Origin of the sequence: Roseovarius roseus (assembly GCF_043355935.2) — a bacterium.
GTDB classification, from domain to species: Bacteria; Pseudomonadota; Alphaproteobacteria; order Rhodobacterales; family Rhodobacteraceae; genus Roseovarius; species Roseovarius roseus.
Genome location: NZ_JBHFPE020000008.1, coordinates 111,802 through 136,511, shown reverse-complemented (window position 1 = coordinate 136,511; position 24,710 = coordinate 111,802). Strand labels below are relative to the sequence as shown.

Here is a 24,710-nt window from a genome sequence, read left to right as displayed (position 1 = left end):
ACATGGCATTGTCCGAGCAATTCCTGACAGACGATATTCACCCTATCGACATGGTCGAGAACCTTGCCGAGCATAATGACTGGCAATTCGATCGTGTCGGCGACGACCAGATCGCGATGGCGGTCGAGGGTCAGTGGCGCACCTACTCGATCACGCTGGCCTGGTCGGCCTATGACGAAACGCTGCGCATGGTCTGCACCTTCGAAATGGACCCTCCCGGCGAAAAGCTGCCGGCGCTCTACGAGGTCATGAACGAGGTCAACGATCAGTGCTGGGCCGGCGCCTTCACCTACTGGAGCGAACAGAAGCTGATGGTCTATCGCTATGGCCTGCTGATGTCTGGTGGGCAGGTGGCGTCGCCCGAGCAGATCGACAGCATCATCACCGCCGCTGTCCTGAGCGCCGAGCGTTACTACCCCGCCTTTCAGCTGGTGGTGTGGGGCGACCGCACGGCGCGCGATGCGATGCAGGTTGCCATTGCAGAGGCGTATGGCCGCGCGTAACGTCGCGCCCTGAACCTGAAAACAGGCGAAAGGGACGCGATATGGATATGGATTTTGTAGCTGAAAAAGGCCTCGTGCTGCTGGGATGTGGCAAGATGGGCGGCGCCATGCTGGAAGGCTGGCTGAATGGCGGATTGCCGCCCTCCTCGGTCTGGGTGATCGACCCCAACCCGTCCGACTGGCTGAAGTCCACCGGTGTCACCATCAATGGCGATCTGCCCGAAGCGCCCGGCATCGTGCTGATCGCGGTCAAGCCGCAGATGATGGGCGACGCGCTGCCCTCGCTGAGGGAGATGGGCAACGGCACGACGCTCTTCATCTCTGTCGCCGCAGGCACGCCGATTTCCGCGTTCGAGGACGCGCTGGGCGCGCAAAGCCCGATCATCCGGGCCATGCCCAACACGCCCGCCGCCGTGGGCCGGGGCATCACCGCGATCATCGGCAATGTCCATGCCAGCAGCGGCCAGCTGGATCTGGCCGAGACGCTGCTGACCGCCGTGGGGCAGGTCGTGCGGCTGGAGAATGAGGACCAGATGGATGCCGTCACCGGCGTCTCCGGCTCTGGCCCCGCGTATGTCTTTCACATGATCGAATGCATGGCCAAGGCTGGCGAGGCCGAGGGGCTGGCCCCTGAACTGGCGATGCAGCTGGCGCAGGCGACCGTCGCTGGTGCAGGCGCGCTGGCCGAGAATGCCAAAGAGACGCCGTCCGAGCTGCGCGTCAACGTCACCAGCCCCAATGGCACCACGCAGGCGGGGCTGGAGGTGCTGATGGACGAGGATGGCGGCCTGCCGGATCTCATGCGCCGCACGGTGGGGGCTGCCGCAAACCGTTCGCGGGAGCTCAAGAATGGCTGACATCACGTTCGACGACTTTCTCAAGGTCGATATCCGTGTCGGTCGCGTCATCCGGGCCGAGCCCTTCCCCGAGGCGCGCAAGCCCGCGATCAAGATGTGGATCGACTTCGGGGACGAGATCGGCGAGCGCAAGACGTCGGCGCAAGTGACCAAGCACTACACGCCCGAGGCTTTGACAGGCCGGATGGTGATGGGCGTCGTCAACTTCCCGCCGCGCCAGATCGGCCCCTTCATGTCCGAGGTGCTGGTGCTGGGCGTGGCAGATGCGGAGGGCGAAATCGTGCTTCTGTCCCCGGATCAGGATGTGCCCATCGGGGGGCGGATGCATTGAGCCGCGTTTTCCTGACCCGCCCCCTGCCGGATAGCGTCATCGCTGCAGCAGAGACGCATTTCGACGTCGAGGTGCGCGCAAGCACGTTGCCGATGAAACCCGCCGAGATGCGCGCGGCGCTGGCCCTTTATGACGGTGTCCTGCCGACGCTGCGCGACAATTTCGATGCCGATGTCTTTGAGGATGGCGGCCACCGCTGCAAGGTGCTAGCCAATTTCGGCGTGGGCTACAATCACATCGACGTGGACGCTGCCCGCGCCTGCGGTATCACCGTAACCAACACGCCGGGCGCCGTAACCGACGCGACCGCCGATATCGCCATGACCCTCATGCTGATGAGCGCGCGCCGCGCGGGCGAAGGCGAGCGCATGGTGCGCAGCGGCACGTGGGAAGGCTGGCACCCGACCCAGATGCTGGGCCTGCACCTGGGTGGCAAGACGGTGGGCATCATCGGTATGGGCCGCATCGGCCAGGCGATCGCCAAGCGCTGCCATCATGGCTTTGGTATGAAAGTGATCTACCAGAACCGGTCGGAAAAATCGCTGAACCTGCCGGCCGAGCGCATGGACAGCATCGAAGCGCTGGCTGCGCGCGCCGATGTGGTGGTCGCATGCGTGCCGGGCGGGGCCGAGACGCATCACCTGATCGGAGCCGAGGCCTTTGCCGCGATGCAGGACCACGCGCATTTCATCAACATCTCGCGCGGCGACGTGGTGGATGAGGCGGCGCTGATCGAGGCGCTGCAATCGGGTCAGATCGCCGGTGCGGGCCTTGATGTCTACGAGCATGAGCCGAAGGTGCCGCCGGCGCTGATCGCGTTGGAAAATGCCGTGCTGCTGCCGCATCTGGGAACCGCCGCGCTGGAAGTGCGCGAAGCGATGGGGATGCTGGCGGTCGAGAATCTGCGCGCGTTCTTTGCCGATGAAACTCCGCCGAACGAGGTTACCTGAATGAGCCATCCCGCCATCACTGGCAGCGGCGTTTTCACGCCGCCGCATGTTATCACCAATGACGAGCTGGTAACGGCGTTCAACGCCTATGTGGATGGGTATAACGCCGATAACGCCGCGCAGATCGCGGCAGGCAATATACCCGCCAAGGCGCATTCCAGCAGCGAGTTCATCGTGAATGCCTCGGGCATCCATCAGCGCCATGTGATGGAGAAATCCGGCATCCTCGACCCCGAGGTGATGCATCCGCGCCTGCCGCCCCGAGGCGACGATCAGCCCAGCCTGATGGCGGAAATGGCGCTGGACGCCTGCCGGAAGGCGCTGGCAGAGGCCGGGCGTGATGCGGGCGAGGTGGATTTGATCATTTGCGCCGCGTCGAACCATGAGCGGGCCTATCCGGCGATTGCGGTCGAAATTCAGGGCCTTCTGGGGGCGCAAGGCTTTGCTTTCGACATGAACGTTGCCTGCTCCTCGGCGACGTTCGGGATCAAGGCGGCGGCGGACATGATGCGCGCGGGCGGCGCGCGCTGCGCCATCGTGGTAAGCCCCGAGATTTGCAGCGCGCATCTGGAGTGGCGCGACCGCGATTGCCATTTCATCTTTGGCGATGTCTGCACGGCAGTGGTGATCGAGCCCGAGAAACGCGCAAAGGGCGCCCATTTCCGCATTCTCGGCACCCGCTGCGCGACGCAGTTTTCCAACAACATCCGCAACAATGACGGCTTTTTGCGCCGCGCGCATGGCCAGATGCAGGACCGGCGCGACATGCAGTTCATGCAGGAGGGGCGGAAGGTCTTCAAGGAGGTGCTGCCGCTGGTCTCGTCCCATATCGCGGATCATCTGGCCGAGGCGGGGATCGCGCCGGATGCGCTCAGCCGCCTCTGGCTGCATCAGGCGAACAAGGCGATGAACGACTTCATCGGGCGCAAGGTGATGGGCCGCACACCCAGCCCGGAAGAGCAGCCGAACATCCTGCAGGATTACGCCAACACGTCCTCCGCAGGCTCGATTATCGCGTTTTCAAAGAATAGCAGTCACCTGCCGCCGGGCGCGAAGGGCATGATCTGCTCCTTCGGGGCGGGCCATTCGGTGGGGTCGGTCCTGGTCGAGCGCGCCTGATCCTCGCGTGCCGATTGCGCCGCGCGGATGCCCTGCACGGCGATCTGCGCGCCGGGCCACGCAATGCTGAAACCCGCGACGAGCGAGGCGAGGACAGCCCAGAAAGACGTGTATCCCAGCGCCCAGCAGATCGCGATCAGCGCCCCGGCAATGGCCGTGCCGCTGAGGAGTGTCAGGAATACCAGTAGCTTGTCCATGAATGCCTCCTTGCACCTTGTCAACGCGCGGCGCAGGGCCGCCGTTCCGCGCTATCGCACCCTTTGCGGCGGGCCTGCCCTGAGCGCCCCCGGCGACGCGCCATAGCGCTGGCGCATGGCCCGCGCCATGGCGGTCGGGGAATCGTAGCCACAGCGCACCGCGATCTCGCTCACGGGAAGGAGAGTGCTGTCCAGAAGCTTGCGTGCCTCCGAAAGGCGCAGGTGGCGATAGACGGTGCCCGGCGGCGCGCCGAGAGCGCGGCGGAAATGCCGGTCCAGCGTGCGGGGCTGGCAATGCAGCCGCTGCGCAATGGCGGCAAGGGGCAGGGGCCGCTCGACATTGGCGCGCATCTGCGCCAGCGCGCCGCGCACCAGCGCATCATTCTGATGCGCGTCACTCTGCGGCAGGGCGGCCGAGGTATCGCTGCCATGCATGAACTGGTCCTCGACATCGAGGCGCGCGGCCATGCCGCCGTGATGCGTGATCAGCTCCATCATCAGGTCGAGCGCGCTCATCGCGCCGGCGCAGGTGATGACCGGCCCGTCGCGGGTGACGCGGGCGCGCTCGACATCGACATCGAGGAACCGCTCGGCGAATGCATCCTGCAGGTCCCAGTGCAGCGTTGCGCGCCGCCCCGAAAGAAGCCCCGCCGAGGCCATCAGCCACGGCCCCGCATCCATACCCACGAGGGTTCTTGCCCGCCCGGCAGCGGCGCGAAGCGCCTTGCGCGCAGCGGGGGTGTCGTGCCGGATATGATCGTAACTCACCAGAATAAAAAGGTAATCGCAGCGCTCCAGCCGCCCCAGCGCGTCATGCGGCAGAACCTGCATCCCGCTGGAGCTGCGCGCAGGCTCGCCCGTCAGGGTGGCGATGCGCCACTCGAACAGATCCGCGCGGCTGACGCTATTCGCGGCGCGCAGCGGCTCGAGACAGTTGGCGAGGCAAAGGTTCGAAAACCTGTCAAAGAGCAGGAAGGCGATGGTCGTCTTGGCATCGCGCGGTTTTGTCCATTGCTGCACCATGACTGTCTGATACCGCACGATAGCCGCGTGCGCCAGCGTTACCATGCCCGCCAAGCCATGATTCCGAAATTCACCCGAAAGGATGCCGAATGCCCCTGACAATGAACCGCGATGTCTTCATCACCTGTGCCGTGACCGGCGGCGGCGGCACGCAGGACCGCAGCCCGCATGTTCCCCGCTCGCCCGAGCAGATTGCCGAGAGCGCCATCGCCGCCGCCAAGGCGGGCGCGGCCATCGTGCATTGCCACGTGCGCGACCCCGAGACAGGCGCGCCCAGCCGCGATGTGAAGCTGTACCGCGAGCTGACCGACCGCATCCGCGCCAGCGATACGGATGTCGTTCTGAACCTCACCTCCGGGATGGGCGGCGACATGATCTTCGGTGATCCCGAGAATCCGCTGCCGTTGAGCGACAAGAGCGACATGGTCGGCGCGTCCGAGCGCGTGGCGCATGTGCTCGAATGCCTGCCCGAGATCACCACGCTCGATTGCGGAACGATGAATTTCGCCGAGGCCGATTACGTCATGACCAACACGCCCGGCATGCTTCAGGCGATGGGCGGCATGATGACCGAAGCCGGCGTCAAGCCCGAGATCGAGGCGTTTGACACGGGCCATCTGTGGTACGCCAAGCAGCTGGTCAAGGACGGCATTCTGGAGCCCGACGCGCTGGTGCAGCTCTGCATGGGCGTGCCGTGGGGCGCGCCCAATGACATGAACACCTTCATGGCGATGGTCAACAACGTACCGGATGACTGGAACTGGTCGGCTTTTTCGCTTGGCCGCGACCAGATGCCCTTCGTGGCGGCCTCGGTGCTGGCGGGCGGCAATGTTCGCGTCGGCCTCGAGGATAACCTGATGCTCGACAAGGGCGTGCTGGCCGAGAACCATCAGCTGGTCACCCGCGCCCGCGAGATCATCGAGCGGATGGGCGCCAAGGTGATGTCGCCCGCCGATGTGCGCGACAAGCTGAACCTCAAGAAGCGCGCGCCGAAATGAGCCAGCGCGTCCTCATTTCCGGCGGGGCGTCGGGCATCGGTTTTGGCCTTGCCCGCCGCTTTGCCGAGCGCGGCGACCGTATCGCGCTCTGCGATGCCAACGCGGCGGCTGTTGCAAGCGCCGCCGAAGCCCTGCCCGACGCGATTTGCCGGAAGGCTGACGTAACCGACGCCGCCGAGATGGACGCTTTTCTGTCCGAGGTCGAAGAGGCATGGGGCGGGGTCGATGTGGTCTGCGCCAATGCCGGCACCGGCGGGCCTGCCGGCCTCATCGAGGATCTGGACTATGACGCCTGGCAGGCCTGCCTTGCCGTCAATCTCAATGGCGCATTCCTGACCTGCCGCTGGGCGGCGCGCGTCATGCGGGCGCAGGAATCGGGCTGCATCATCGTGACCTCCTCGACGGCGGGGCAATGGGGCTATCCCTACCGCTCGCCCTACGCGACGGCGAAATGGGGCCTCATCGGCCTGACGAAGACGCTGGCGATGGAGCTGGGCCCCGTGGGCGTGCGGGTCAATGCGATCTGCCCCGGCGCGGTCGAGGGCGACCGCATGGACCGCGTCGTCGCGATGGAGGCCAAGGCATCTGGCCGCACCGAGGCCGATGTGCGCCAGCAATATGTGCGCGGTACCTCGATGCGCACCTGGGTCACGGTCGATGATCTGGCCGACACCGCGCTTTTTCTCGCCTCGCCCGCCGCCTCCAAGATGTCCGGCCAGATCATCGCGATCGACGGCCACACCGAAACCAACGCGCCCTGAGCGGCGCATGAGAGACCTGATATGACCAAGAAAATGACAGCCGCCATCATCGGCGGTGGTGTGATCGGCGGTGGATGGGCCGCGCGTTTCCTGCTGAACGGCTGGGATGTGCGCATCTTCGATCCCGACCCCGAGGCGCAGCGCAAGATCGGCGAAGTGCTCGGCAATGCGCGCCACGCGCTGCCGATGCTCTACGACTACGCCATGCCCGCCGAGGGCACGCTGACGTTCCACGATACCGTTGCCGAGACGGTGAGCGGCGCGGGCTGGATTCAAGAAAGCGTGCCCGAGCGGCTCGACATCAAGCACAAGGTCTATGCCGAGATCCAGGGCGCCTGTGACGCATCCGCCATCATCGGCTCGTCCACCAGCGGCTACAAGCCGAGCGAGCTGCAGGAGGGCGCCGCAAACCCCGGCCAGATCATGGTCTGCCACCCGTTCAACCCCGTCTACCTCCTGCCCCTGATCGAGGTCGTTGCGACCGATGCCAGCGACACAGCAACCGTCGACCGCGCTGCCGAAATGCTGACCGCCGTCGGCCTCTACCCCCTGCGTGTGCGCAAGGAAATCGACGCGCATATCGCCGACCGTTTTCTCGAGGCGGTCTGGCGTGAGGCGCTCTGGCTGGTCAAGGACGGTATCGCCACGACCGAGGAAATCGACAACGCGATCCGCTACGGGTTTGGCATCCGCTGGGCGCAGATGGGCCTTTTCGAGACCTACCGCGTCGCGGGCGGCGAGGCGGGCATGAAGCATTTCATCGATCAGTTCGGTCCTTGCCTCAAATGGCCCTGGACCAAGCTGATGGACGTGCCCGAGCTGACCGACGAGCTGGCCCAGATGATCGCCGACCAGTCCGACGACCAGTCGGGCCACCTGACCATCCGCCAGCTCGAGCGCAAACGCGACGGCAACCTCATTGCCATGATGCGTAGCTTGAAGCAGCAGGGGAATGCCTCGGGCCGCCTGCTGAACGAGCATGAAAAAACGATGCGCCCCACGCTGGAGGCGGGCGTGCCGATGCTCAGCCTCAGCCGCACGATCCCCGTTGATTGGACCGATGTGAACGGGCATATGAACGAGGGCCGATATGGCCAGATCTTCTCGGACGCGTCTGAAGAGGTGATGGCCTATGTCGGCGCGGATGACGAGTACGTCGCGGGCGGTCTCAGCTATTTCACGGTCGAGACCACGACCAAATACCTGGCCGAGACGCATGCCGGCGAGGCCGTCGAGGTCTATAGCCGCGTCACCGAAGGCAAGGGCAAGAAGCTGCGCTGCCTGCACGAGATGCGCCGCGCCTCGGATGGCGAGGTCATGGCGACCTGCGACCAGTTCATGCTGCATGTCAGCCTGGAGACCCGCCGCACCTGCGAGCCCTCGCCCGAGGTGCTGAAGGCCGTCGAGGCGCTGGCCGCCGCCCATCAAGGAGCAGACACATGAATTTCGGACTGACCGACGAGCAGGAGATGATCGTCTCGACCGTGCGCAGCTTTGTCGAGAACGAGATCTACCCCCATGAGGCCGAGGTGGAGCGCACCGGCGAGGTGCCGCCCGAGCTGGCTGAAAAGATCAAGCAAAAGACGCTGGATCTGGGCTTCTACGCCTGCAACTTCCCCGAGGAGGTGGGCGGCGCGGGCCTCAGCCATCTCGAATTCGCGCTGGTCGAGCGCGAGCTGGGCCGCGGCTCCATGGCGCTCACGCATTTCTTCGGGAGGCCTCAGAACATCCTGATGGCCTGCAATGACGAGCAGCGCGAGCGCTACCTCCTGCCCGCCGTGCGCGGCGAGCGGATGGATGCCCTCGCCATGACCGAGCCGGGGGCGGGATCGGATGTGCGCGGCATGAAATGCACCGCCAAGCGCGATGGCGGCGATTGGGTTATCAACGGAACCAAGCATTTCATCTCGGGCGCGGATCACGCTGATTTCATCATCGTCTTCATCGCCACGGGCGAGGATGACACGCCCAAGGGACCGAAAAAGCGCATCACGACCTTCCTCGTCGATCGCGGCACACCCGGCTTCACCATCCGCGACGGCTACAAATCGGTCAGCCATCGCGGCTACAAGAACATGATCCTCGAGTTCGACGATTGCCGTCTGCCGGATGCTCAGGTGCTGGGCGAGGTCGATGGTGGCTTTGAAGTGATGAACGAATGGCTCTATGCGACGCGCATCACGGTTGCCACCATGTCCGTGGGCCGCGCGCGCCGCTGCTTTGACCTGGCGCTGAACTACGCGGCGGAGCGCAAGCAATTCGGCCAATCCATCGGCAAGAACCAAGGCGTCAGCTTTCAGATCGCGGATATGATCACCGAGATCGACGCCGCCGACTGGCTGACCCTTGCTTCCGCCTGGCGGCTGGACAAAGGCCTGTCCGCCAACCGCGAGATCGCGAGCGCCAAGCTCTACGCCTCTGAGATGCTGGCGCGCGTCACCGATGCGACGCTGCAGATCTACGGCGGCATGGGTCTGATGGACGACTTCCCGATCGAGCGGTTCTGGCGCGATGCGCGGGTCGAGCGGATCTGGGACGGCACCAGCGAGATCCAGCGCCATATCATCAGCCGCGATCTGCTGCGGCCCTTGGGCGCCTGAAGAACTTTTTTGCCTCAGGCGGGGATATTTGAGGCAAATAGAAAGAGGGGGGACCTGTCCGGCACCCCCTCAAAAGGCGAAACCCTTTCTCCTTGCACGGTCATCGGCGTCCCCGCCTGTACCGTGCCTCCATACTGACCAAGAGTGATTAACCATGCGTTACCGCCCCCTTCTTCTTGCGAAAAATATCCTCGCCGAAGGCATCAAATCTCTTTTGGAGGAGTGGCAGCAATGACGCGTGACCTTTCCCGCCTTATCCGACCGGAATCCATCGCCGTTGTCGGCGGCGGCGTCTGGTGCGCCTCGGTGATCGACCAATGCCGCCGCATGGGTTTTGGGGGGACAATCTGGCCCGTGCACCCCAAACGCCCGGAGGTGGCGGGCCTGCCTGCCTACGCCTCGCTTGAGGATCTGCCCGGCGCCCCGGACGCCACCTTTATCGGCGTGAACCGAGGAGCGACCATCGACACCGTGGGCCGCCTCAGCCGAATGGGCGCGGGCGGGGCGGTCTGCTTTGCCAGCGGCTTTCGTGAGGCGCAGGCCGAGACGGGGGATGGTGATGCGCTCCAGAATCAGCTTTTGGCCGCGGCGGGCGCTATGCCCATCATCGGGCCCAACTGCTATGGCTTCATCAACTATCTCGACGGCGCGCTTCTCTGGCCCGACCAGCATGGTGGCCAGCGCTGCGAGCGGGGCGTCGCGCTGATCACCCAAAGCTCGAACATCGCCATCAACCTGACCATGCAGGCGCGCGGTTTGCCGCTGGCCTATGTGGCGACGGCGGGCAATCAGGCGCAGACGGGGCTGGCCGAAATCGGGGCGGCGCTGCTGGAGGATAGTCGCGTCACCGCGCTGGGTCTGCATATCGAGGGCATCGGCGATATGCGCGCCTTCGAGGCGCTCGCGGATCGTGCACGCGCGCTGGGCAAGCCGATCGTCGCGCTGAAGGCCGGCAAGTCCGAACAGGCGCGCGCGGCTGCGGTGTCGCATACCGCCTCTCTGGCGGGGAGTGACGCTGGCGCTCGCGCGCTGCTGGCGCGGCTGGGCGTCGCGCAGGTGACGTCGCTGCCCGCGCTGGTTGAGACGTTGAAGCTCCTGCATCTGGCGGGGCCGCTGGCATCGGACCGGGTCGTCTCGCTGTCCTGCTCGGGCGGCGAGGCAAGCCTGATGGCAGATGCCGCCGTGGGCCGCGATATCAGCTATCCGCCGCTGGACGCACAGCAGCATAGTGCGCTGCGCGCGGCGTTGGGGCCGATGGTGGCGCTGGCCAATCCGCTGGATTACCACACCTTCATCTGGGATGACGTGCCCAAGATGACCGAGGCGTTCACCGCGGCGCTGTCGGGCGATATCGCCCTCGGCTGCCTTGTGGTGGATTATCCGCGCACCGACCGGTGCAGCGATGCGGCTTGGGACTGCACCATCACGGCCGGCGGCGCCGCCGCGCGGGCAGCTGGCAAGCCGTTGGCCATCGTGGCAAGCCTGCCCGAGAACCTCAGCGAGCGCACGGCGCAGCGCATCATCGAGGCCGGGATGATCCCCCTTCTGGGTATTGACGACGCCTTGACCGCGATCGAGACCGCCGCTGCGCTGGGTCGCCATCGCGCACCCGAGGCGCCGATCCTGTTGTCCGGCCCGGAGGCCGAGGCCCGCGTTCTGAGCGAGGCGGAGAGCAAGGCGGCGCTGGCCGCTCATGGGGTGGATGTGCCGCAATCGCTGCGCGCCCTGGCGGCCGGTCTGCCGGACGCGGCGCATAGCATGGCGCTGCCTCTGGTGCTCAAGGGAGAGGGGTTCGCGCACAAAACCGAGGCGGGCGCCGTGGCGCTGAACCTTGCCTCGCCCGAGGTGGTGATCGCGGCGGCGGAGCGCATGAAAGCGCCCGCATATCTGCTGGAAGAAATGATCACCGGCGGCACGGCCGAGCTCTTGGTCGGGGTCGTGCGCGATCCGGCGCATGGCTTTGTCCTGACCCTGGCGGCGGGCGGCGTGCTGACCGAAATCTTGCAGGACAGCGTGTCGCTGATCCTGCCGGTCAACGAGGCAGACATCACCGCCGCGCTTGACAGCCTGCGCATCGCGCCCATGCTGGCAGGCTATCGCGGCCAGCCGGGGACGGATCGCGCGACCATCCTGCGTGCCGTTCTTGCGGTGCAGGACTACGTGGCCAAACATGCGGATCAAGTGCAGGAAGTCGAGATCAACCCATTGATCTGTACCCCCACGCGCGCCGTTGCGGCGGATGCGCTCATCAGAACAGGAGACAAGCCATGACTGATAGCCCGATCAAGACCGAAACCAGGGGCCATGTTCTGGAGGTGACGCTGGACCGGCCCAAGGCCAACGCGATCGACCTGAAAACCAGCCGCCTCATGGGCGAGGTGTTTCGGGACTTCCGTGATGACGACAATCTGCGCGCCGCGATCATCACCGGGGGCGGGGACAAGTTCTTTTGCCCCGGCTGGGATCTGAAGGCGGCGGCGGATGGCGATGCCGTTGACGGTGATTACGGCGTCGGCGGCTTTGGCGGCATTCAGGAGCTGCGCGATCTGAACAAGCCCATCGTTGCGGCCGTCAACGGCATCTGCTGTGGTGGCGGGCTGGAACTGGCGCTGGGCGCGGATATCATCCTGGCCGCCGATCACGCGCAATTCGCGTTGCCCGAGATCAATTCCGGCACCGTGGCGGATGCGGCCACCGCCAAACTGCCCAAACGCATCCCCTATCACATCGCGATGGAGATGTTGCTGACGGGCCGCTGGATCGACGCGGAAGAGGCCGCGCGCTGGGGGCTGATCAATCACGTCCACCCTGCGGCGGATCTGATGACCGAGGCACGCGCGCTGGCTGACCGCCTCGCCGGGGGCCCGCCGCTGGTCTATGCCGCGCTGAAAGAGATCGTGCGCGATGCGGAAGGCAGCGATTTCCAGACGGTGATGAACAAGATCGCGCGGCGACAATATCCCACCGTGGATCGGCTCTATTCCTCAGAGGACCAGATGGAAGGGGCGCGCGCCTTCGCCGAAAAGCGTGACCCGGTCTGGAAGGGGCGCTGACCCGCGGCTCGTCAGCACCCGGTCAAGACGGGTGACAGCCTGCCCTCCGCAGGCTATCATTCACCAAACTTTACCGGGAAATATCTGCGGCGTGACACATCAAGAAAGCGGGAGCCGGACCTGGCTTGTGACACCAGACCTGTTGGGGGTCGTCGACAGCCGGGGCCATTTCATCGACACGAATCCCGCATGGTCGCGTCTGCTTGGGTATACGCAGCAAGATATTGCTGCTCGACGCTTTTCCTACTTCATCCATCCCGAAGATCGGGAGTTTGCGAATGGCGCCTTTGATCGTTTGATGCGCGGTGAGGTCGTTCTGGACTTCGTCAATCGGTATCGGTGCGCTGACGGATCCTATCACTGGATTTCGTGGAATGCCGTGCCCGAGGGCGAGCATATCTTTTGTTCCGGGCGCTGCATCACGACGGACAAGGAAAACGAGGCCGCGCTGAAAACGCGCGAGGATGAGGCGGCGCTGCGCGAACAATTCATTGCCGTTCTCGGCCATGACGTGCGCAATCCGCTGGCGGCGATCAACGCTGCGGCGCGGGTGATTGATCGCTGTTCGGACGACCCGCAGGTGCGGGAGATGACCGAGTCGATCAAGGGCTCCAGCAACCGAATCGCGCGCCTGATCGACGACGTGATGGATTTCGCCCGCGCGCGGTTGGGCGGGGGGCTGAACATCGAGCGGATCAAGGATTACGACGTGCAGCCCATCCTTGAGCAGGTTGTGCAGGAAATCGAGTTGGCCCATCCCGATACGCGGATCGTGACCGAGTATGATTTCTGCGATCCGATCCGCTGCGATGTGGGCCGGATCGCTCAGCTGATCTCCAACCTTCTGGCCAATGCCGTCACGCATGGCGAAGAAGGCGCGTCCGTCACCGTCTCGGCACAGGATCGCGACGGCTCGTTCTACCTGTGGGTCACCAATCTGGGCGCGCCCATCCCCAAAGAGGTCAGGCAGATGCTGTTTCAGCCCTTCGCGCGGGGCAATGTCAAACAGTCGCAGCAGGGGCTGGGCCTCGGCCTCTTCATCGCGCGCGAGATCGCCCGTGGGCATGGCGGCGACCTGACCATGACCTCGGATGAAAGCGGCACGGTCTTTACCTTTCGCATGCCGCGCCTCTGACCGGTCCGGCTGCGCGGACTGGCGTCAGGACCGGTATGAGCGGGCCTCAGCCTGTGACGATCGCGCGCTGCTCGTCCAGCCCCATCGACACCAGCAGGGGGGTATCTTCCTGCCGCTGCTGAAACGCGGCCTTGTCCGCCATCCCCTGCCAGTCGCAGGCGATCAGGGATTGCGCAACCGACCCGCCAAGGGTGTTACCCGGCCCGGCGACGATGAACATCTCGGGCGCGAATTCGCGGGCGGCGGTACGGATGGCGCGGGCGAAATCGTAAGTTTCCGTCACCTGCGCGCCCAGCGTGTAATCATAAAGCGCGCCCAGATCGCTGGCGCCCGGCCACCAGACGCCGCCGCGCCCGTCGATCATCGGCAATTCGGGCTGACCGAAGAGAGTGGCGGGCAGTGCCGCGCGCCCGGCCTCTGCCACCGGTGCCTGCAGATCGGTGTGGAAGGCCGCGTGATGCGGCAAGCGCATGGGGAAGCGGTTGTCGAGTTTCGGCACCGAGGCTTCGAACTCGGCCAGTCCAGCTTCGTCGCCTGCAAGCACCAGCATCCCGCCAAGGTCGATCGAAAGGCGCAGCACCCCGGCATGGCCGTCGATCTGGCGCACGGTCTGCATCAGGCCCGCGCGGCGCGCGGGATCCGGGCGCCAGTCGGGGCCGGTGCAGGGATAGACCAGTTGCCCGCCGATTGCGGCCTCGTGCATGAGGCGGCCCATCGTGCTCACCACCTGCAATCCGCCCTCGGCATCCAGCGCGCCCGCGGCGGCCAGCGCGGTGTACCAGCCCATGGAATTGCCAGTGACGGCGACCAGTTCGATATCCTCGGCCAGCGCGGCGCGATCAAGGTAGGAGCAGGCGTAGATCAGCGGCGATGCGACATCACCCGTGCCGTGGGTCTCGGTCGAGAACCGTTCGGCGCTGTCCAGCTCGGTCAGGGATGTCAAACCCTCGGCACGGCGCAGATCGTCGAAGGTTTCGAGTAGGGGCGCGCCCGCGTGGTGGCGGGCCAGATAGCCCAATTCGGATTTGTTGTAGGTGCCCCGGCCGGGGCAGATCAGAACGGCGCGGCAACTCATTCGCAGGCCTCCCTGGCGGCGGCAATGATACTATCGACCGAGGGCATGGTGACCCCATAGGCCGGACCGGTGGCGATAAAGCTGTCCTCGGCTGTCAGGCGCGTCACGGGCAGTTCGGCGCGCTCGACCATGAGGGCCATCAGCGCCTCGGCCTGCCCGCCGGTGCGGCGACACTCATCGACGACCAGAACCGATTGGCACCCGCGCACCGCCTCGAGCACGGCCTTCTCAGGCAGAGGGGCAATCCAGCGCATGTCGATGACGCGGGCGTTGATCCCCTCGGCCTCCAGCGCGGCTTGTGCCTGCCGCGACAGGTAATGCCCGTTGCCATAGGTCACGATGGCCAGATCGCGGCCCTCGCCATGCACGCCGACCTCGCCCAGCCGGATACGCTCGTCCGGGGCGGGGTAGGTGCCCATCCAGCCGCCATCGCCCTGCCCATGCAGATCGCGCATCGGGTAGAGCGCGATGGGCTCGACAAAGACGACGACGCGCTGCTCCTCGCGGGCAAGGCGTACACATTCGCGCAGCATCTTTGCGGCGTCGGGGCCATTCGACGGACAGGCGACAATCAGGCCCGGAATATCGCGCAGCACGGCCAGCGAGTTGTCGTTGTGGAAATGCCCGCCAAAGCCCTTCTGGTACCCCAGCCCCGCGATGCGCAGCACCATCGGGTTTGTAAACTGGCCTTTGGAGAAGAACGGCAGCGTCGCCGCCTCGCCCCTCAGCTGGTCCTCGGCATTATGCAGATAGGCGAGGAACTGAATCTCGGGGATGGGCACGAAACCATTATGCGCCATGCCGATGGCAAGGCCGAGGATGCTCTGCTCGTCCAGAATGGTGTCGATCACGCGGTCGGTGCCAAAGCGTTGTTGCAGGCGCTGGGTGACGCCGTAGACGCCACCCTTGCGGCCCACATCCTCGCCCATGACGGCGATTTCGCCATGGGTGGCCATGAGGTCTGTCAGCGCCCAGTTGATGAGGCGGCTCATCGGCTGGGGCTGGTCCATCTGTTTCATGTCGCTGCCGAAGGCGGACTCGCGCTCTTCGGGGCTGGGCCCGTTGGTGGGCGCGCAGAGGCGGCGGGGCGGAACGATGCTGGCCATCACATCCTTGGCCGTCTTCAGATGCGGGCGCGTCGTCACCTCACTGGCGACGCGCGACACGCGCTCGCAGGTTTCGTCATAGATCGCCAGCGCGTCCTCGCGCCCAAGGGCATCGGCGGCATCCAGCAGGCGCACGGAATGCAGCAGCGGATCGTTCGCCTCCTCCGCCTCTACCCGCTCCTTGGCCATGTAGGTCGTGGGCAGGTCGGCCCCGGCATGGCCGTAAAGGCGCACCATGGTGAGGTGCAGGAATGCGGGCTTGCGCTGGGTCCGAACGTAACGCGCAGCCTCGGCGGCGACCTGCGCCGTCTCGTAGAGGTCCAGCGCGTTGGCGGTGAAATATTTGATGCCGGGACGGTGCTGCATGCTGGCCGCGACCCAGCCCTTGGGCGTGGGGGTCGAGATGCCGATGCCGTTATCCTCGCACACCATGAGCAGGGGCAGGGGCACCGACTGCACGCTGGTCCAGCCTGCGGTGTTGATCGCGCCCTGCGCGGTCGAGTGGTTCAGTGACGCATCCCCGAAGGTCGCCACGGCGATGCCATCCTGCGGCAGCGCGCGATGCTCGGGCGGGCGGCGGCGGGCAAGCGCGATACCATAGGCCGCGCCAACCGCTTTGGGCAGGTGCGAGGCGATGGTCGAGGTTTGCGGCGGGATCATCAGCGCGCGTGATCCCAGCACCTTGTGCCGCCCGCCCGATACCGGATCCTCGGAGGAGCAGGCGAAACTCAGCAGCATGTCCCAGAGGATCGACTGCCCCGGCACCTGGTCCGCGCGCGCGATCTGAAACGCGGCGTCGCGGTAGTGCAGAAACGCGATATCGTCGGGGCGCAGAGCGTGGGCGACCGCAGCCATCCCTTCATGTCCCGAAGATCCGATGGTGTAGAATCCTTGCCCCGCCTTCTGCATCGCCCGGCTGGTGCGGTCGAGCGCGCGGGAAAGGCACTGCGCACGGAACAGGCGGATGGCCTCGGCGGGCTCAAGCGATGCGGCGGGATCTCTGCCCTCGGGCAGATCGCCCGACGCGGCTCGCGCGCGAAAGTTCTCATGCACGATATCGGCGCGGTCCATTGGGCACTCCTGTCGGCGGTGGTGATCTGGCGCGCACCTTGCCCGTGCCCCGCGCGCACCTCAAGCCTTGTTTTCCCGGTCCCGGCCCGGCTAAGTCATGCGCTCAGCAGGAAAGGCCGCCCGGTGACCCCTTCGCTCGACATGCAGAACGTTTCACTGACGCTGGAGGGGCGGACCATCCTGCACGGCATCAGCCTGCGCGCCGATGAGGCGCGGATCGGCATTGTCGGGCGCAACGGATCGGGCAAGAGCACACTGGCGCGCCTGATCGCAGGGCTGGAGGTGCCGGATGCGGGCACGCTGCGCATCCAAGGCGTCGATGTGGCGCGCGATCGGCGCGCGGCCATTCGCACGGTCGGCATCCTTTTCCAGAACCCCGATCACCAGATCATCTTTCCGACCGTGGACGAAGAGATCGCCTTTGGCTTGCGCCAGTTGGGGCAGTCCAAACCCGAGGCAGCCGAGGGGGTGCGCGCCATTCTGGCCGACTTCGGCAAGGCACACTGGGCGGGCGCGCCCATTCATCCGCTCAGCCAGGGGCAAAAGCAGCTGGTCTGCCTCATGTCGATCCTTGCGATGCGCCCCGCGCTGATCGTGCTGGACGAGCCGTTGTCAGGCCTCGACATCCCCACGCGGATGCAGCTGATGCGCTATCTGGAGCGCGCCGAGGCACAGCTGATCCATATCTCGCACGACCCCGAGGTGCTGGACGGCTATGATCGCGTGCTCTGGATCGCCGAGGGACGGGTCGCGCAGGATGGTGCGGCGGACGCGGTGCTGGCGCAGTTCCGCGCCGAGATGGAGAGGCTGGGAGGCTTGGATGATATCGCTGACCTCGCCGGTTGAGACGCGCGCGCATCACTGGCCGGCCGGTGCCAAACTGGCGGCGCTTTGCGCGGCGACGATGGCGCTTTTCGCAATGGGCAGCGCGCTGGGGCACGCGGCGGCCTTTGTGGGGATGCTGGCGCTATACGCTGCGCCGGGCGCGGTGTTTTTCCGTACGGGCATGCTGAGGCTGCGGGTGCTCTGGCCCTTCCTTGCCATCATCGTGATCTGGCACGTCCTCACCGCGACACCGGGACAGGGTGCAGTCATCGCGCTGCGCCTGCTGACCGCCGTGGGACTCGCCAACCTCGTGACCATGACGACACGGCTGTCGGACATGATTGCCGTCGTGCGCTGGCTGGCCGCGCCGCTGCGCCGCTTCGGGGTTGAGACGCGCGCGCTGGAGCTGGGCATCGCGCTTGTCATCCGCTTCACGCCCATGCTGGCCGATAAGGGCGCGGCTCTGCGGCGGGCGTGGCGCGCGCGGTCGGCCCGCAGGCCAGGCTGGCGCATCGTGACGCCCTTTGCCCTCTGCGCCATCGATGATGCCGAGCGCGTCGCCGATGCGCTGAAGGCCCGCGGCGGCGTCTAGACCGCCTTGGCGAGGCGCAAGTTTTCTGTTGCGTCGCCGCGTCATTCTGGCGCACCTAGGCCCGAACCGCCCATCAGGAGCCCGGCCCATGGAACGCAACATCGCCCTCGTCGCCCTCTTCGCCGCGCTGATCGCCGCGCTGGGGATCATCCCGCAGGTAACGCTGCCGTTCGGCGTGCCGATCACGGCGCAAAGCCTAGGCGTGATGCTGTGCGGCACGGTTCTGGGCGCAAAGCGCGGCACGATGGCCGTGCTGCTCTTCATGCTGCTGGTCTGCCTTGGTCTGCCTTTGCTTTCCGGTGGCCGCGGCGGCCTTGGCGTGATCGTCTCGCCCACCGGGGGCTTCTTTATCGCCTTCCCGGTGGCGGCGTTCATCGCGGGCCTGATCACGCAAAGCTGGCGCAGCGTGCCGCTTGCCGTCTCGGCGGGCGTCGCGGCGGCGGTGGGCGGCCTCGTGCTCTATGCATTCGGCATTATCGGGCTGGCGCAGGTGCTCGGCAAATCGCTGGGCGAGGCGGCGCTGCTGGTCACCGCATTCATCCCCGGCGACGCGATCAAGGCGGTTCTGGCGGGGCTCATCACCTCGGCGCTCTACCGGGCGCGGCCCCGCGCGGTGCTGTCGCGCGCCTGATCCGGCGAGCTGAAAGCCCAATCCGGTTTGCGTCCATGAAATCATGGACATTGCCGACGGGCGCTGCTTAATTCGCCGCACCAAAGCGGGGCGGGGGCCGTTCGAGCAGTCCGCGCCGCAGGATCCGAAATAACTGGGAGGTTACCTTAATGGATCGTCGTTCGTTTATCCGCGCTGGTGCACTTGGCACCGCTGCGACTGCGCTGGCCGCACCGGCCATCGCACAGGGCAATATCACGTGGCGCATGGTCACCACATGGCCTAAGAATTTCCCCGGTCTGGGCGTTGGCGCACAGCGCCTGGCCGACCGGATCACCGCCGCGTCGGGTGGCCGGCTGACCGTTCAGGTTTATTCCGCCGGCGAGCTGGTTCCGCCCCTTCAGAGCCTTGACGCTGTCATCGACGGCACCGCCGAGATGAGCCATGGCGCCGCCTATTACTGGCAGAACAAATCGCCCGCGCTGTCGTTCTTTACGGGCGTGCCCTACGGCATGACCACGGCCGAGCTGACCGCTTGGGTCCGCTTCATGGGCGGGCAGGAAATTTGGGACGAGATTTATGACCAGTTCGGGGTTCAGGGTTTCCTGTCGGGCAATACGGGCAATCAGACCGGCGGTTGGTTCCGCGAAGAGCTGACCGGCCTCGATTCGGTCAAGGGCAAGCGTTTCCGCACGCCGGGCCTCGGTGGCCGCGTCTGGGAGAAACTGGGCGCGACCGTGACCAACATGGCCGGCGGCGAGATTTTCCAGGCGCTGCAATCGGGCGCGCTGGACGCCGCCGAATTCGTCGGCCCGTATAACGACCTCGCGCTGGGCTTTCACCAGGTGGCCAAGCATTACTACATGCCCAGCTTCGTGGAGCCGGGCCTTGCCACCGAGATCGTGGTCGACAAGGCCAAGTATCAGGAGCTGCCGGACGATCTGCAGGCGATCGTGCGCGATGTCAGCCAGGCGGAATACGACATGGTTTCGGCCGATTTCCTGGCCAACGATCCCCGCGCGCTGCGTGTGCTGGTCGAAGAGCATGGCGTGCAGGTGCACCAGTTCCCCGACGAGATCATGGAAGCCGGGGCAAAGGCCTCGATAGAGGTCATCGAAGAGTTGCGGTCCAGTGATGATCCGCTCGTCAAGAAAACCACGGAAAGCTACCTCGAAGCGCTGGCGCTGGTGCGCACCAAGACCGAGCAGATCGACGCATCGTTCCAGACCGCGCGCGCTAAATACTTCCAGATGTGATCCGTTTCGGATTTGGAAATCTGAAAGGCCCGGCAGCGATGCCGGGCCTTTTTCGTTAGGGCGCAGGGTAGGCTTCGATGAAGTGCAGGGCCTGCCCGACTGCAAACCGCACATGGAGATTTGGGCGCTCGTCCAGCGGGTGTCGGCTATGCGGATCTAGGACTAGTTCGCAGAGGATCTCCCAACGCCTGCGTTCGGGAGTTCGTTCGCATACGGTCCTTTGCAGCTGTCGCGCAACAGGTTGGGTTCTGGAGTTGCTGCCAAATGATGGCTGCGAATTGAGCTCTGCGCGCTTGTCTATTCTATTGTTCGCTGCGTGATTGGCGCCCCGTCGGTAATGGCCGCCGACGGGTAAAGGATCACCAGATCTGCTGGTTCCAGCCCTTCGAGTACGTCTGCGACAATTCCGTTGTTGCGGCCGATCCGGACCGTGCGCAACGCGGCTGTGCTGCCTTCCGCCACGAAGACCGACCAGTCTTTTCCGGTGCGGAAGAGAGCGCTTGCGGGAACCATCAGCGCGTCTTCGTCCTTCCAGACGACGATGCGCGCCTCGACCCTGTAGCCGTGGCCTAAGGCGCGCCGGTCTTCGGGTGGGCCGATCAGTGCCACGGTGACGGGTACGCGCTGCTCCTCGACACCGAGTGCCGAGTATTCCGTGATGCCGAACGGGTCGATCCGCCGCACCTCGCCTTCCAGCGACGGCGTGCCACCCCAATCCTCGATGATGACGCGATCACCGACTTCAACCTGAACGGCATCGGACGAGATCAGATCGACAACTACCTCCAGTTCGCCCTCGATATCGCCGATTTCCATGATTGGCGTACCGGCGGGTAGTGTCGTCTCGCTCTGCTGCATGACACGTAGGATACGGCCGTTGGCGGGCGCATAGAGGGGAATGTCGTCGCTGCGCGTGTTGCCGATGGCAGCCACAAGTCCCTGATCGTCGAACCCGATGAGCTGTGCGCGCGCGTTCGCAAGCTCTGCCTCGCGCATGGCGATCGCAGCCTCTGCGGTTTCGACAGCAGCGTCGGAGACACGCAGGTTCTGCCGCGCGCGATCAAGTGCCGCTTGGCTGACGATCTGCCGCACGGCCAGCTGTTCGCTGCGGGAACTTTCGGTTTTAGCCAGGTCGCGGTTGGCAATGGCAGCATTCAGATCGGCGCGAGAGACACGCAGGGCCGCCTCGGCTGCCTGCACTGCCGCCAGCGCCTGCTCGCGCGTGCGAACGTCCAGTGCCGCCGGATTCGTTGGTAGCATATGTGCCACCACTGTTTCGCCCCGCACGACCGGGTCGCCGGGGTCGACCTGGACCCGCTGCAGACGACCGGCGACGGGTGTCGACACGACATAGGCTTCGGCGACCCGCGTGTGGCCTTCCTCGTCGATGGTGACCATCATCGGACCCTGCGTCACTCTGCCCAGATCAACCATCGTCGGCCGGGGCCAGAAGGCTGCGGTCAATGCGCCTCCGATCAGCAGTATGACGATACTCGTGAGGATCAGGCGGGATCGCTTCTTTGCTTTTGCCATGGTTTATTCCCGTGTCTTGAGAGCTTCGATCAGGTCGGCGTGATCGAGATCGCGTTTGACCAGCCAGCCCGAAACCAGCGCGGCGCCGAGAACCACTAGCGTGGCCTGGCCATAGCTGACAGGATCGAAGATAGCCGGGATCTGGTAGAGATCGGTCGAAAAGCCCGCGGCGATGCCGAAGGACAGGTAGTAACCCAGGATCGCGCCGACCGGCAGCGCGATCACGGTGACGACGGCCAGCTCGCCCAGCAGGACAAAGGCCGTCTCGCCCTTGCTGAAGCCGATCACTCGCAGGCTGGCAAGATCGCGGGATCGCTCGGCGAGCGCGATACGCGCCGCATTGTAGACGATGCCGAAAGTGATGATGAAGGCGATGCCCCCCATCACGTAGCGGATCGCACCCGCGCCCTGGTTCATGAGCGTGACAAAGGCGTCGCGGGCCTGGGATTTCAGGCTGACGCCCGCAACCGTCGGCATGTCCTGAAGAGCCGCATAGATCGCATCCGCCTCTGCCGCGTCGATGGTCAGGTAGGCACCTGAGATGCGCCCCGGCTCGCGCAGGGCACGGTTCAGGGCGCCAAGGTTCATGTAGGCGGGCGATCCGAGCAGGCTCCGCGCAGTTCCGGCAACCGGAATTTGTAAAAGCGGTTGCCTTCCTTCGCGCACATCGACGGTCAGGGTGTCGCCCGGAACGACCCCGAGCATGTTGGCCAGCACTTCCGAAAGCACCACGCCACGTTCCGGCAAGGCAATGGGGGCCAGCGTATCGTCAAGCGCGCGGTTGAGCTCTGGCTCTTGCGGCAGCCCGATCAGCGCGCCACGGTGGCTTTCCAGCCCATGGCGCAACACGACGCTGACATTGCGCACCGGCTCGGCGCGTTGCACACCCGGTAGGCGAACCAGCTCGAACAAGGTCTTGTCGCTGACCGGATGGGTGAAACTGACGGTCACGTCGCTGCGGTCGACAACCGAAAAGGTCAGGTCGATCGTGCGGTCGAACCCTGCGTAGATCGTGATCATCGCCACCGACAATGCCATGCCCGAAGCGATGCCGATGATCGAACCGGCCATGCGCCCGGGCTGGCGCGTCAGGCGGCGCAGCACCATGCGCGAGGGCTGATCGAGAAAGCGGTTCAGGCTGTGCCCGATCCGCCCCGTCCGGCTGAAATTCGGCGGGGCCGGTGCGCGCATCGCCACGGCCGGTGTCAGCGCGAAGACGCGGCGCAAGACGAACAGACCGCCCGCCGAGGCCGAAAGGATGCTGACAGTGACGCCGGTTGCAAAGGAGGCCGGATCAAGTTGGAAGACGAGAAAGGGAAATTTGAAATAGGCGGTGTAGACGCCAATCAGCGCGCGGCCCGAGGCAATGCCGCCCAGACATCCAGCCAGGGCACCCCCTGCGGCGATCGCGAGGATCAGCTTGAAATAATGCGCGCCGACCTCGGCATTGGTATACCCAAAGGCCTTCATCAGCCCGATCTCCTCGCGCTCGGATTGCACCATGCGGCTGATCACGATGTAGAGAAGAAAGGCCGCGACGGCGAGGAAGATGGGTGGCACGCCTACGGCGGCGGCCTCCAGCCCCGAGATTTCCTCGGACACGAAGCGATTGGAGAACTGGTCGGCCAGCCCGTAGGCGCCGGACCCTCCGTAAGGTTCCAGCAGACGGTCAACAGCGTCAAGCACCGGAGCCTCGGACGCATCGCGCGACAGTCCAAGAAGCGCCTCGTTGAATGCGCCCGCCATGTCATAGGCGGCGGCAAGGCCCGCGCGCGCCATCCAGATGACGCCAAAGCGCGCGTCGTCCGGCACCAGCTCGCCCGGCGCGGTCGTGTAGAGAAATTCGGGCGACTGGGCGAGGCCCACGATGTAAAAGCTGCGGCGCGCCCCGTTCATCGTAGCGCGCAAGCGGTCGCCGGGGCGCAGATCATGGGCCGCCGCAAAACTTGCGAGCAGAAGGATCTCGTCGGACCGTCCCGATGCAGGCATCCGGCCATCGGTCAGGAAGACGTCGTTCAACGCCGGACTGTCCCGATCCGGCAGCGACACCGCCTGTGCCTGAACCGGCAGCACCTGCCCCGGCAGATCGATCAGTGCGCGCCCGTTCACCCGGGTTTGCACCGACGACACGCCCGGGATCTCGGCAAGCCGCCCGGCCAGCCGCTCAGGTGCGCGGGCGACAGGCGCAAAGACATCGGCGAGGCGGTAGCGGTCGTAATAGGCGTCCCGCGTCTCGGTCAACGACGCCGTGAGGCCGGTCATCATCACCAGCATCATTACGCCCACCGCGATCACCGCGCCGATGGCGCCTGCCTGTCCCTTCATGCGCCAGAGGTCGCGCAGGAGCTTGTGATCAAGCGGGCTCACCACTCGATCTCTTCCGGGCTCAGCTTCTGGCGGTTTTCTACGATCTCGCGGATATCGCCATCGGCGAAATGGATCACCCGGTCAGCCATCTGCGACTGGCTTGCGGCGTGTGTAACCATCAGGATGGTTGAGCCGAGGCGCGCGTTCACATCCGCCAGAACGCGCAGCACCGCGCGCCCGGTCTGGCTGTCAAGCGCGCCCGTCGGTTCGTCGCAGAACAGCACGTCGGGCTGTTTGGCGATGGCCCGCGCAATAGCCACGCGCTGCTGCTCGCCGCCCGAAAGTTGAGCGGGAAAATGATCGGTCCGCTCCTTCAGGCCCACGAGCGCCAGCGCCTCGTCGGGGTCCATCGGATCGGCTGCAATCTCGGTCACCAGCTCAACATTCTCGCGCGCCGTCAGGCTGGGCATAAGGTTGTAGAACTGGAAGACGAAGCCCACGTGGTTGCGCCGATAGCGCGTCAACTCGGCATCGCTCATGTCGCTGAGCACCTGATCGCGGAAACGGACCTCGCCTTCGGTGCCCCGATCCAGCCCGCCGATGATGTTGAGCAGCGTGGATTTACCCGAACCCGAAGGCCCGAGCAGCACGACGATCTCACCCGCAGGAATTTCGAGGTCCACACCGCGCAGCGCGTGGACTGCCGAATGGCCCTCGCCGTAAACCTTGGTCAGGCCAAGGGTGGTATATGCAAATCGGCTCATCCAGACTGCCCCTCACCCGGCCATGGAAAGCGCCATCGACACGG

The 24,710-nt window shown here is 65.3% G+C and carries 23 protein-coding genes; 16 read left to right on the top strand and 7 right to left on the bottom strand.

Annotated elements, in window-relative coordinates:
- Nucleotides 1-2 precede the first annotated feature (2 nt).
- The 5 genes from ACEWPL_RS13455 to ACEWPL_RS13435 are packed head-to-tail and all read left to right on the top strand — an operon-like array spanning nucleotide 3 to nucleotide 3,760.
- On the top strand, nucleotides 3-503 hold the full coding sequence (locus tag ACEWPL_RS13455; protein WP_393930950.1) for a type III secretion system chaperone family protein: 501 nt from the start codon (nucleotides 3-5) through the stop codon (nucleotides 501-503).
- 41 nt (nucleotides 504-544) lie between these two features.
- Nucleotides 545-1,360 (top strand): pyrroline-5-carboxylate reductase, encoded by an 816-nt coding sequence (gene proC, locus ACEWPL_RS13450; RefSeq protein ID WP_393930952.1) that lies wholly within the window; start codon nucleotides 545-547, stop codon nucleotides 1,358-1,360.
- Nucleotides 1,353-1,691: a tRNA-binding protein gene (locus ACEWPL_RS13445; RefSeq protein ID WP_393930954.1), complete on the top strand. Its 339-nt coding sequence runs from the start codon at nucleotides 1,353-1,355 to the stop codon at nucleotides 1,689-1,691. Before proC ends, ACEWPL_RS13445 begins: the two co-directional genes overlap by 8 nt.
- The gene (locus ACEWPL_RS13440) at nucleotides 1,688-2,641 is read left to right on the top strand and encodes a 2-hydroxyacid dehydrogenase (RefSeq protein WP_393930956.1); all 954 of its coding nucleotides are present in this window, start codon (nucleotides 1,688-1,690) and stop codon (nucleotides 2,639-2,641) included. Before ACEWPL_RS13445 ends, ACEWPL_RS13440 begins: the two co-directional genes overlap by 4 nt.
- Nucleotides 2,642-3,760, top strand: coding sequence for a beta-ketoacyl-ACP synthase III (locus tag ACEWPL_RS13435; RefSeq protein ID WP_393930958.1), 1,119 nt, complete (start codon nucleotides 2,642-2,644; stop codon nucleotides 3,758-3,760).
- Here the strand turns inward: ACEWPL_RS13435 and ACEWPL_RS13430 are convergent.
- Nucleotides 3,676-3,957, bottom strand: a complete 282-nt coding sequence (locus ACEWPL_RS13430) for a hypothetical protein (RefSeq protein WP_393930961.1) — start codon at nucleotides 3,955-3,957, stop codon at nucleotides 3,676-3,678. The genes ACEWPL_RS13435 and ACEWPL_RS13430 overlap by 85 nt on opposite strands.
- A gap of 51 nt (nucleotides 3,958-4,008) precedes the next feature.
- Entirely contained in the window at nucleotides 4,009-5,025 is a 1,017-nt protein-coding gene (locus ACEWPL_RS13425; RefSeq protein WP_393930964.1) for a GlxA family transcriptional regulator, read from the bottom strand.
- Between the two features lie 44 nt (nucleotides 5,026-5,069).
- On the opposite strand from ACEWPL_RS13425, the gene ACEWPL_RS13420 reads away from it, so the two are divergent.
- From ACEWPL_RS13420 to ACEWPL_RS13390, 7 genes are all read left to right on the top strand, one after another.
- Nucleotides 5,070-5,978, top strand: a complete 909-nt coding sequence (locus tag ACEWPL_RS13420; RefSeq protein ID WP_393930966.1) for a beta-keto acid cleavage family enzyme — start codon at nucleotides 5,070-5,072, stop codon at nucleotides 5,976-5,978.
- Nucleotides 5,975-6,739: an SDR family oxidoreductase gene (locus ACEWPL_RS13415; protein ID WP_393930968.1), complete on the top strand. Its 765-nt coding sequence runs from the start codon at nucleotides 5,975-5,977 to the stop codon at nucleotides 6,737-6,739. Before ACEWPL_RS13420 ends, ACEWPL_RS13415 begins: the two co-directional genes overlap by 4 nt.
- A 21-nt stretch (nucleotides 6,740-6,760) precedes the next feature.
- Nucleotides 6,761-8,182 (top strand): carnitine 3-dehydrogenase, encoded by a 1,422-nt coding sequence (locus ACEWPL_RS13410; RefSeq protein ID WP_393930970.1) that lies wholly within the window; start codon nucleotides 6,761-6,763, stop codon nucleotides 8,180-8,182.
- Complete coding sequence (locus ACEWPL_RS13405; RefSeq protein ID WP_393930972.1) at nucleotides 8,179-9,339, top strand: acyl-CoA dehydrogenase family protein; 1,161 nt, start codon at nucleotides 8,179-8,181, stop codon at nucleotides 9,337-9,339. The genes ACEWPL_RS13410 and ACEWPL_RS13405 overlap by 4 nt, the downstream gene beginning before the upstream one ends.
- A gap of 231 nt (nucleotides 9,340-9,570) precedes the next feature.
- A complete protein-coding gene (locus ACEWPL_RS13400) occupies nucleotides 9,571-11,610 on the top strand; it encodes an acetate--CoA ligase family protein (RefSeq protein ID WP_393930974.1) in 2,040 nt (679 codons plus the stop codon).
- Nucleotides 11,607-12,392 (top strand): carnitinyl-CoA dehydratase, encoded by a 786-nt coding sequence (locus ACEWPL_RS13395; RefSeq protein WP_393930976.1) that lies wholly within the window; start codon nucleotides 11,607-11,609, stop codon nucleotides 12,390-12,392. The genes ACEWPL_RS13400 and ACEWPL_RS13395 overlap by 4 nt, the downstream gene beginning before the upstream one ends.
- Before the next feature lie 127 nt (nucleotides 12,393-12,519).
- Nucleotides 12,520-13,527, top strand: coding sequence for a PAS domain-containing sensor histidine kinase (locus tag ACEWPL_RS13390; RefSeq protein ID WP_393930978.1), 1,008 nt, complete (start codon nucleotides 12,520-12,522; stop codon nucleotides 13,525-13,527).
- Between the two features lie 46 nt (nucleotides 13,528-13,573).
- Here ACEWPL_RS13390 and ACEWPL_RS13385 read toward each other — a convergent pair whose 3' ends face one another.
- The gene (locus ACEWPL_RS13385) at nucleotides 13,574-14,602 is read right to left on the bottom strand and encodes an ACP S-malonyltransferase (protein ID WP_393930980.1); all 1,029 of its coding nucleotides are present in this window, start codon (nucleotides 14,600-14,602) and stop codon (nucleotides 13,574-13,576) included.
- Nucleotides 14,599-16,779: a thiamine pyrophosphate-dependent enzyme gene (locus ACEWPL_RS13380; RefSeq protein ID WP_393930982.1), complete on the bottom strand. Its 2,181-nt coding sequence runs from the start codon at nucleotides 16,777-16,779 to the stop codon at nucleotides 14,599-14,601. The genes ACEWPL_RS13385 and ACEWPL_RS13380 overlap by 4 nt, the downstream gene beginning before the upstream one ends.
- Before the next feature lie 141 nt (nucleotides 16,780-16,920).
- On the opposite strand from ACEWPL_RS13380, the gene ACEWPL_RS13375 reads away from it, so the two are divergent.
- From ACEWPL_RS13375 to ACEWPL_RS13360, 4 genes are all read left to right on the top strand, one after another.
- On the top strand, nucleotides 16,921-17,625 hold the full coding sequence (locus tag ACEWPL_RS13375; protein WP_393931191.1) for an energy-coupling factor ABC transporter ATP-binding protein: 705 nt from the start codon (nucleotides 16,921-16,923) through the stop codon (nucleotides 17,623-17,625).
- A complete protein-coding gene (locus ACEWPL_RS13370; protein ID WP_393930984.1) occupies nucleotides 17,600-18,196 on the top strand; it encodes a CbiQ family ECF transporter T component in 597 nt (198 codons plus the stop codon). Before ACEWPL_RS13375 ends, ACEWPL_RS13370 begins: the two co-directional genes overlap by 26 nt.
- A gap of 88 nt (nucleotides 18,197-18,284) precedes the next feature.
- Entirely contained in the window at nucleotides 18,285-18,827 is a 543-nt protein-coding gene (locus tag ACEWPL_RS13365; protein ID WP_393930987.1) for a biotin transporter BioY, read from the top strand.
- A 149-nt stretch (nucleotides 18,828-18,976) separates the two neighbouring features.
- Nucleotides 18,977-20,062, top strand: a complete 1,086-nt coding sequence (locus tag ACEWPL_RS13360; RefSeq protein WP_393930989.1) for a TRAP transporter substrate-binding protein — start codon at nucleotides 18,977-18,979, stop codon at nucleotides 20,060-20,062.
- Between the two features lie 297 nt (nucleotides 20,063-20,359).
- Here the strand turns inward: ACEWPL_RS13360 and ACEWPL_RS13355 are convergent, their stop codons facing one another.
- The 3 genes from ACEWPL_RS13355 to ACEWPL_RS13345 are packed head-to-tail and all read right to left on the bottom strand — an operon-like array spanning nucleotide 20,360 to nucleotide 24,666.
- On the bottom strand, nucleotides 20,360-21,595 hold the full coding sequence (locus ACEWPL_RS13355) for an efflux RND transporter periplasmic adaptor subunit (RefSeq protein WP_393930991.1): 1,236 nt from the start codon (nucleotides 21,593-21,595) through the stop codon (nucleotides 20,360-20,362).
- A gap of 3 nt (nucleotides 21,596-21,598) precedes the next feature.
- On the bottom strand, nucleotides 21,599-23,962 hold the full coding sequence (locus tag ACEWPL_RS13350) for an FtsX-like permease family protein (RefSeq protein ID WP_393930993.1): 2,364 nt from the start codon (nucleotides 23,960-23,962) through the stop codon (nucleotides 21,599-21,601).
- Entirely contained in the window at nucleotides 23,959-24,666 is a 708-nt protein-coding gene (locus ACEWPL_RS13345; RefSeq protein ID WP_393930995.1) for an ABC transporter ATP-binding protein, read from the bottom strand. The genes ACEWPL_RS13350 and ACEWPL_RS13345 overlap by 4 nt, the downstream gene beginning before the upstream one ends.
- Nucleotides 24,667-24,710: the final 44 nt, after the last annotated feature.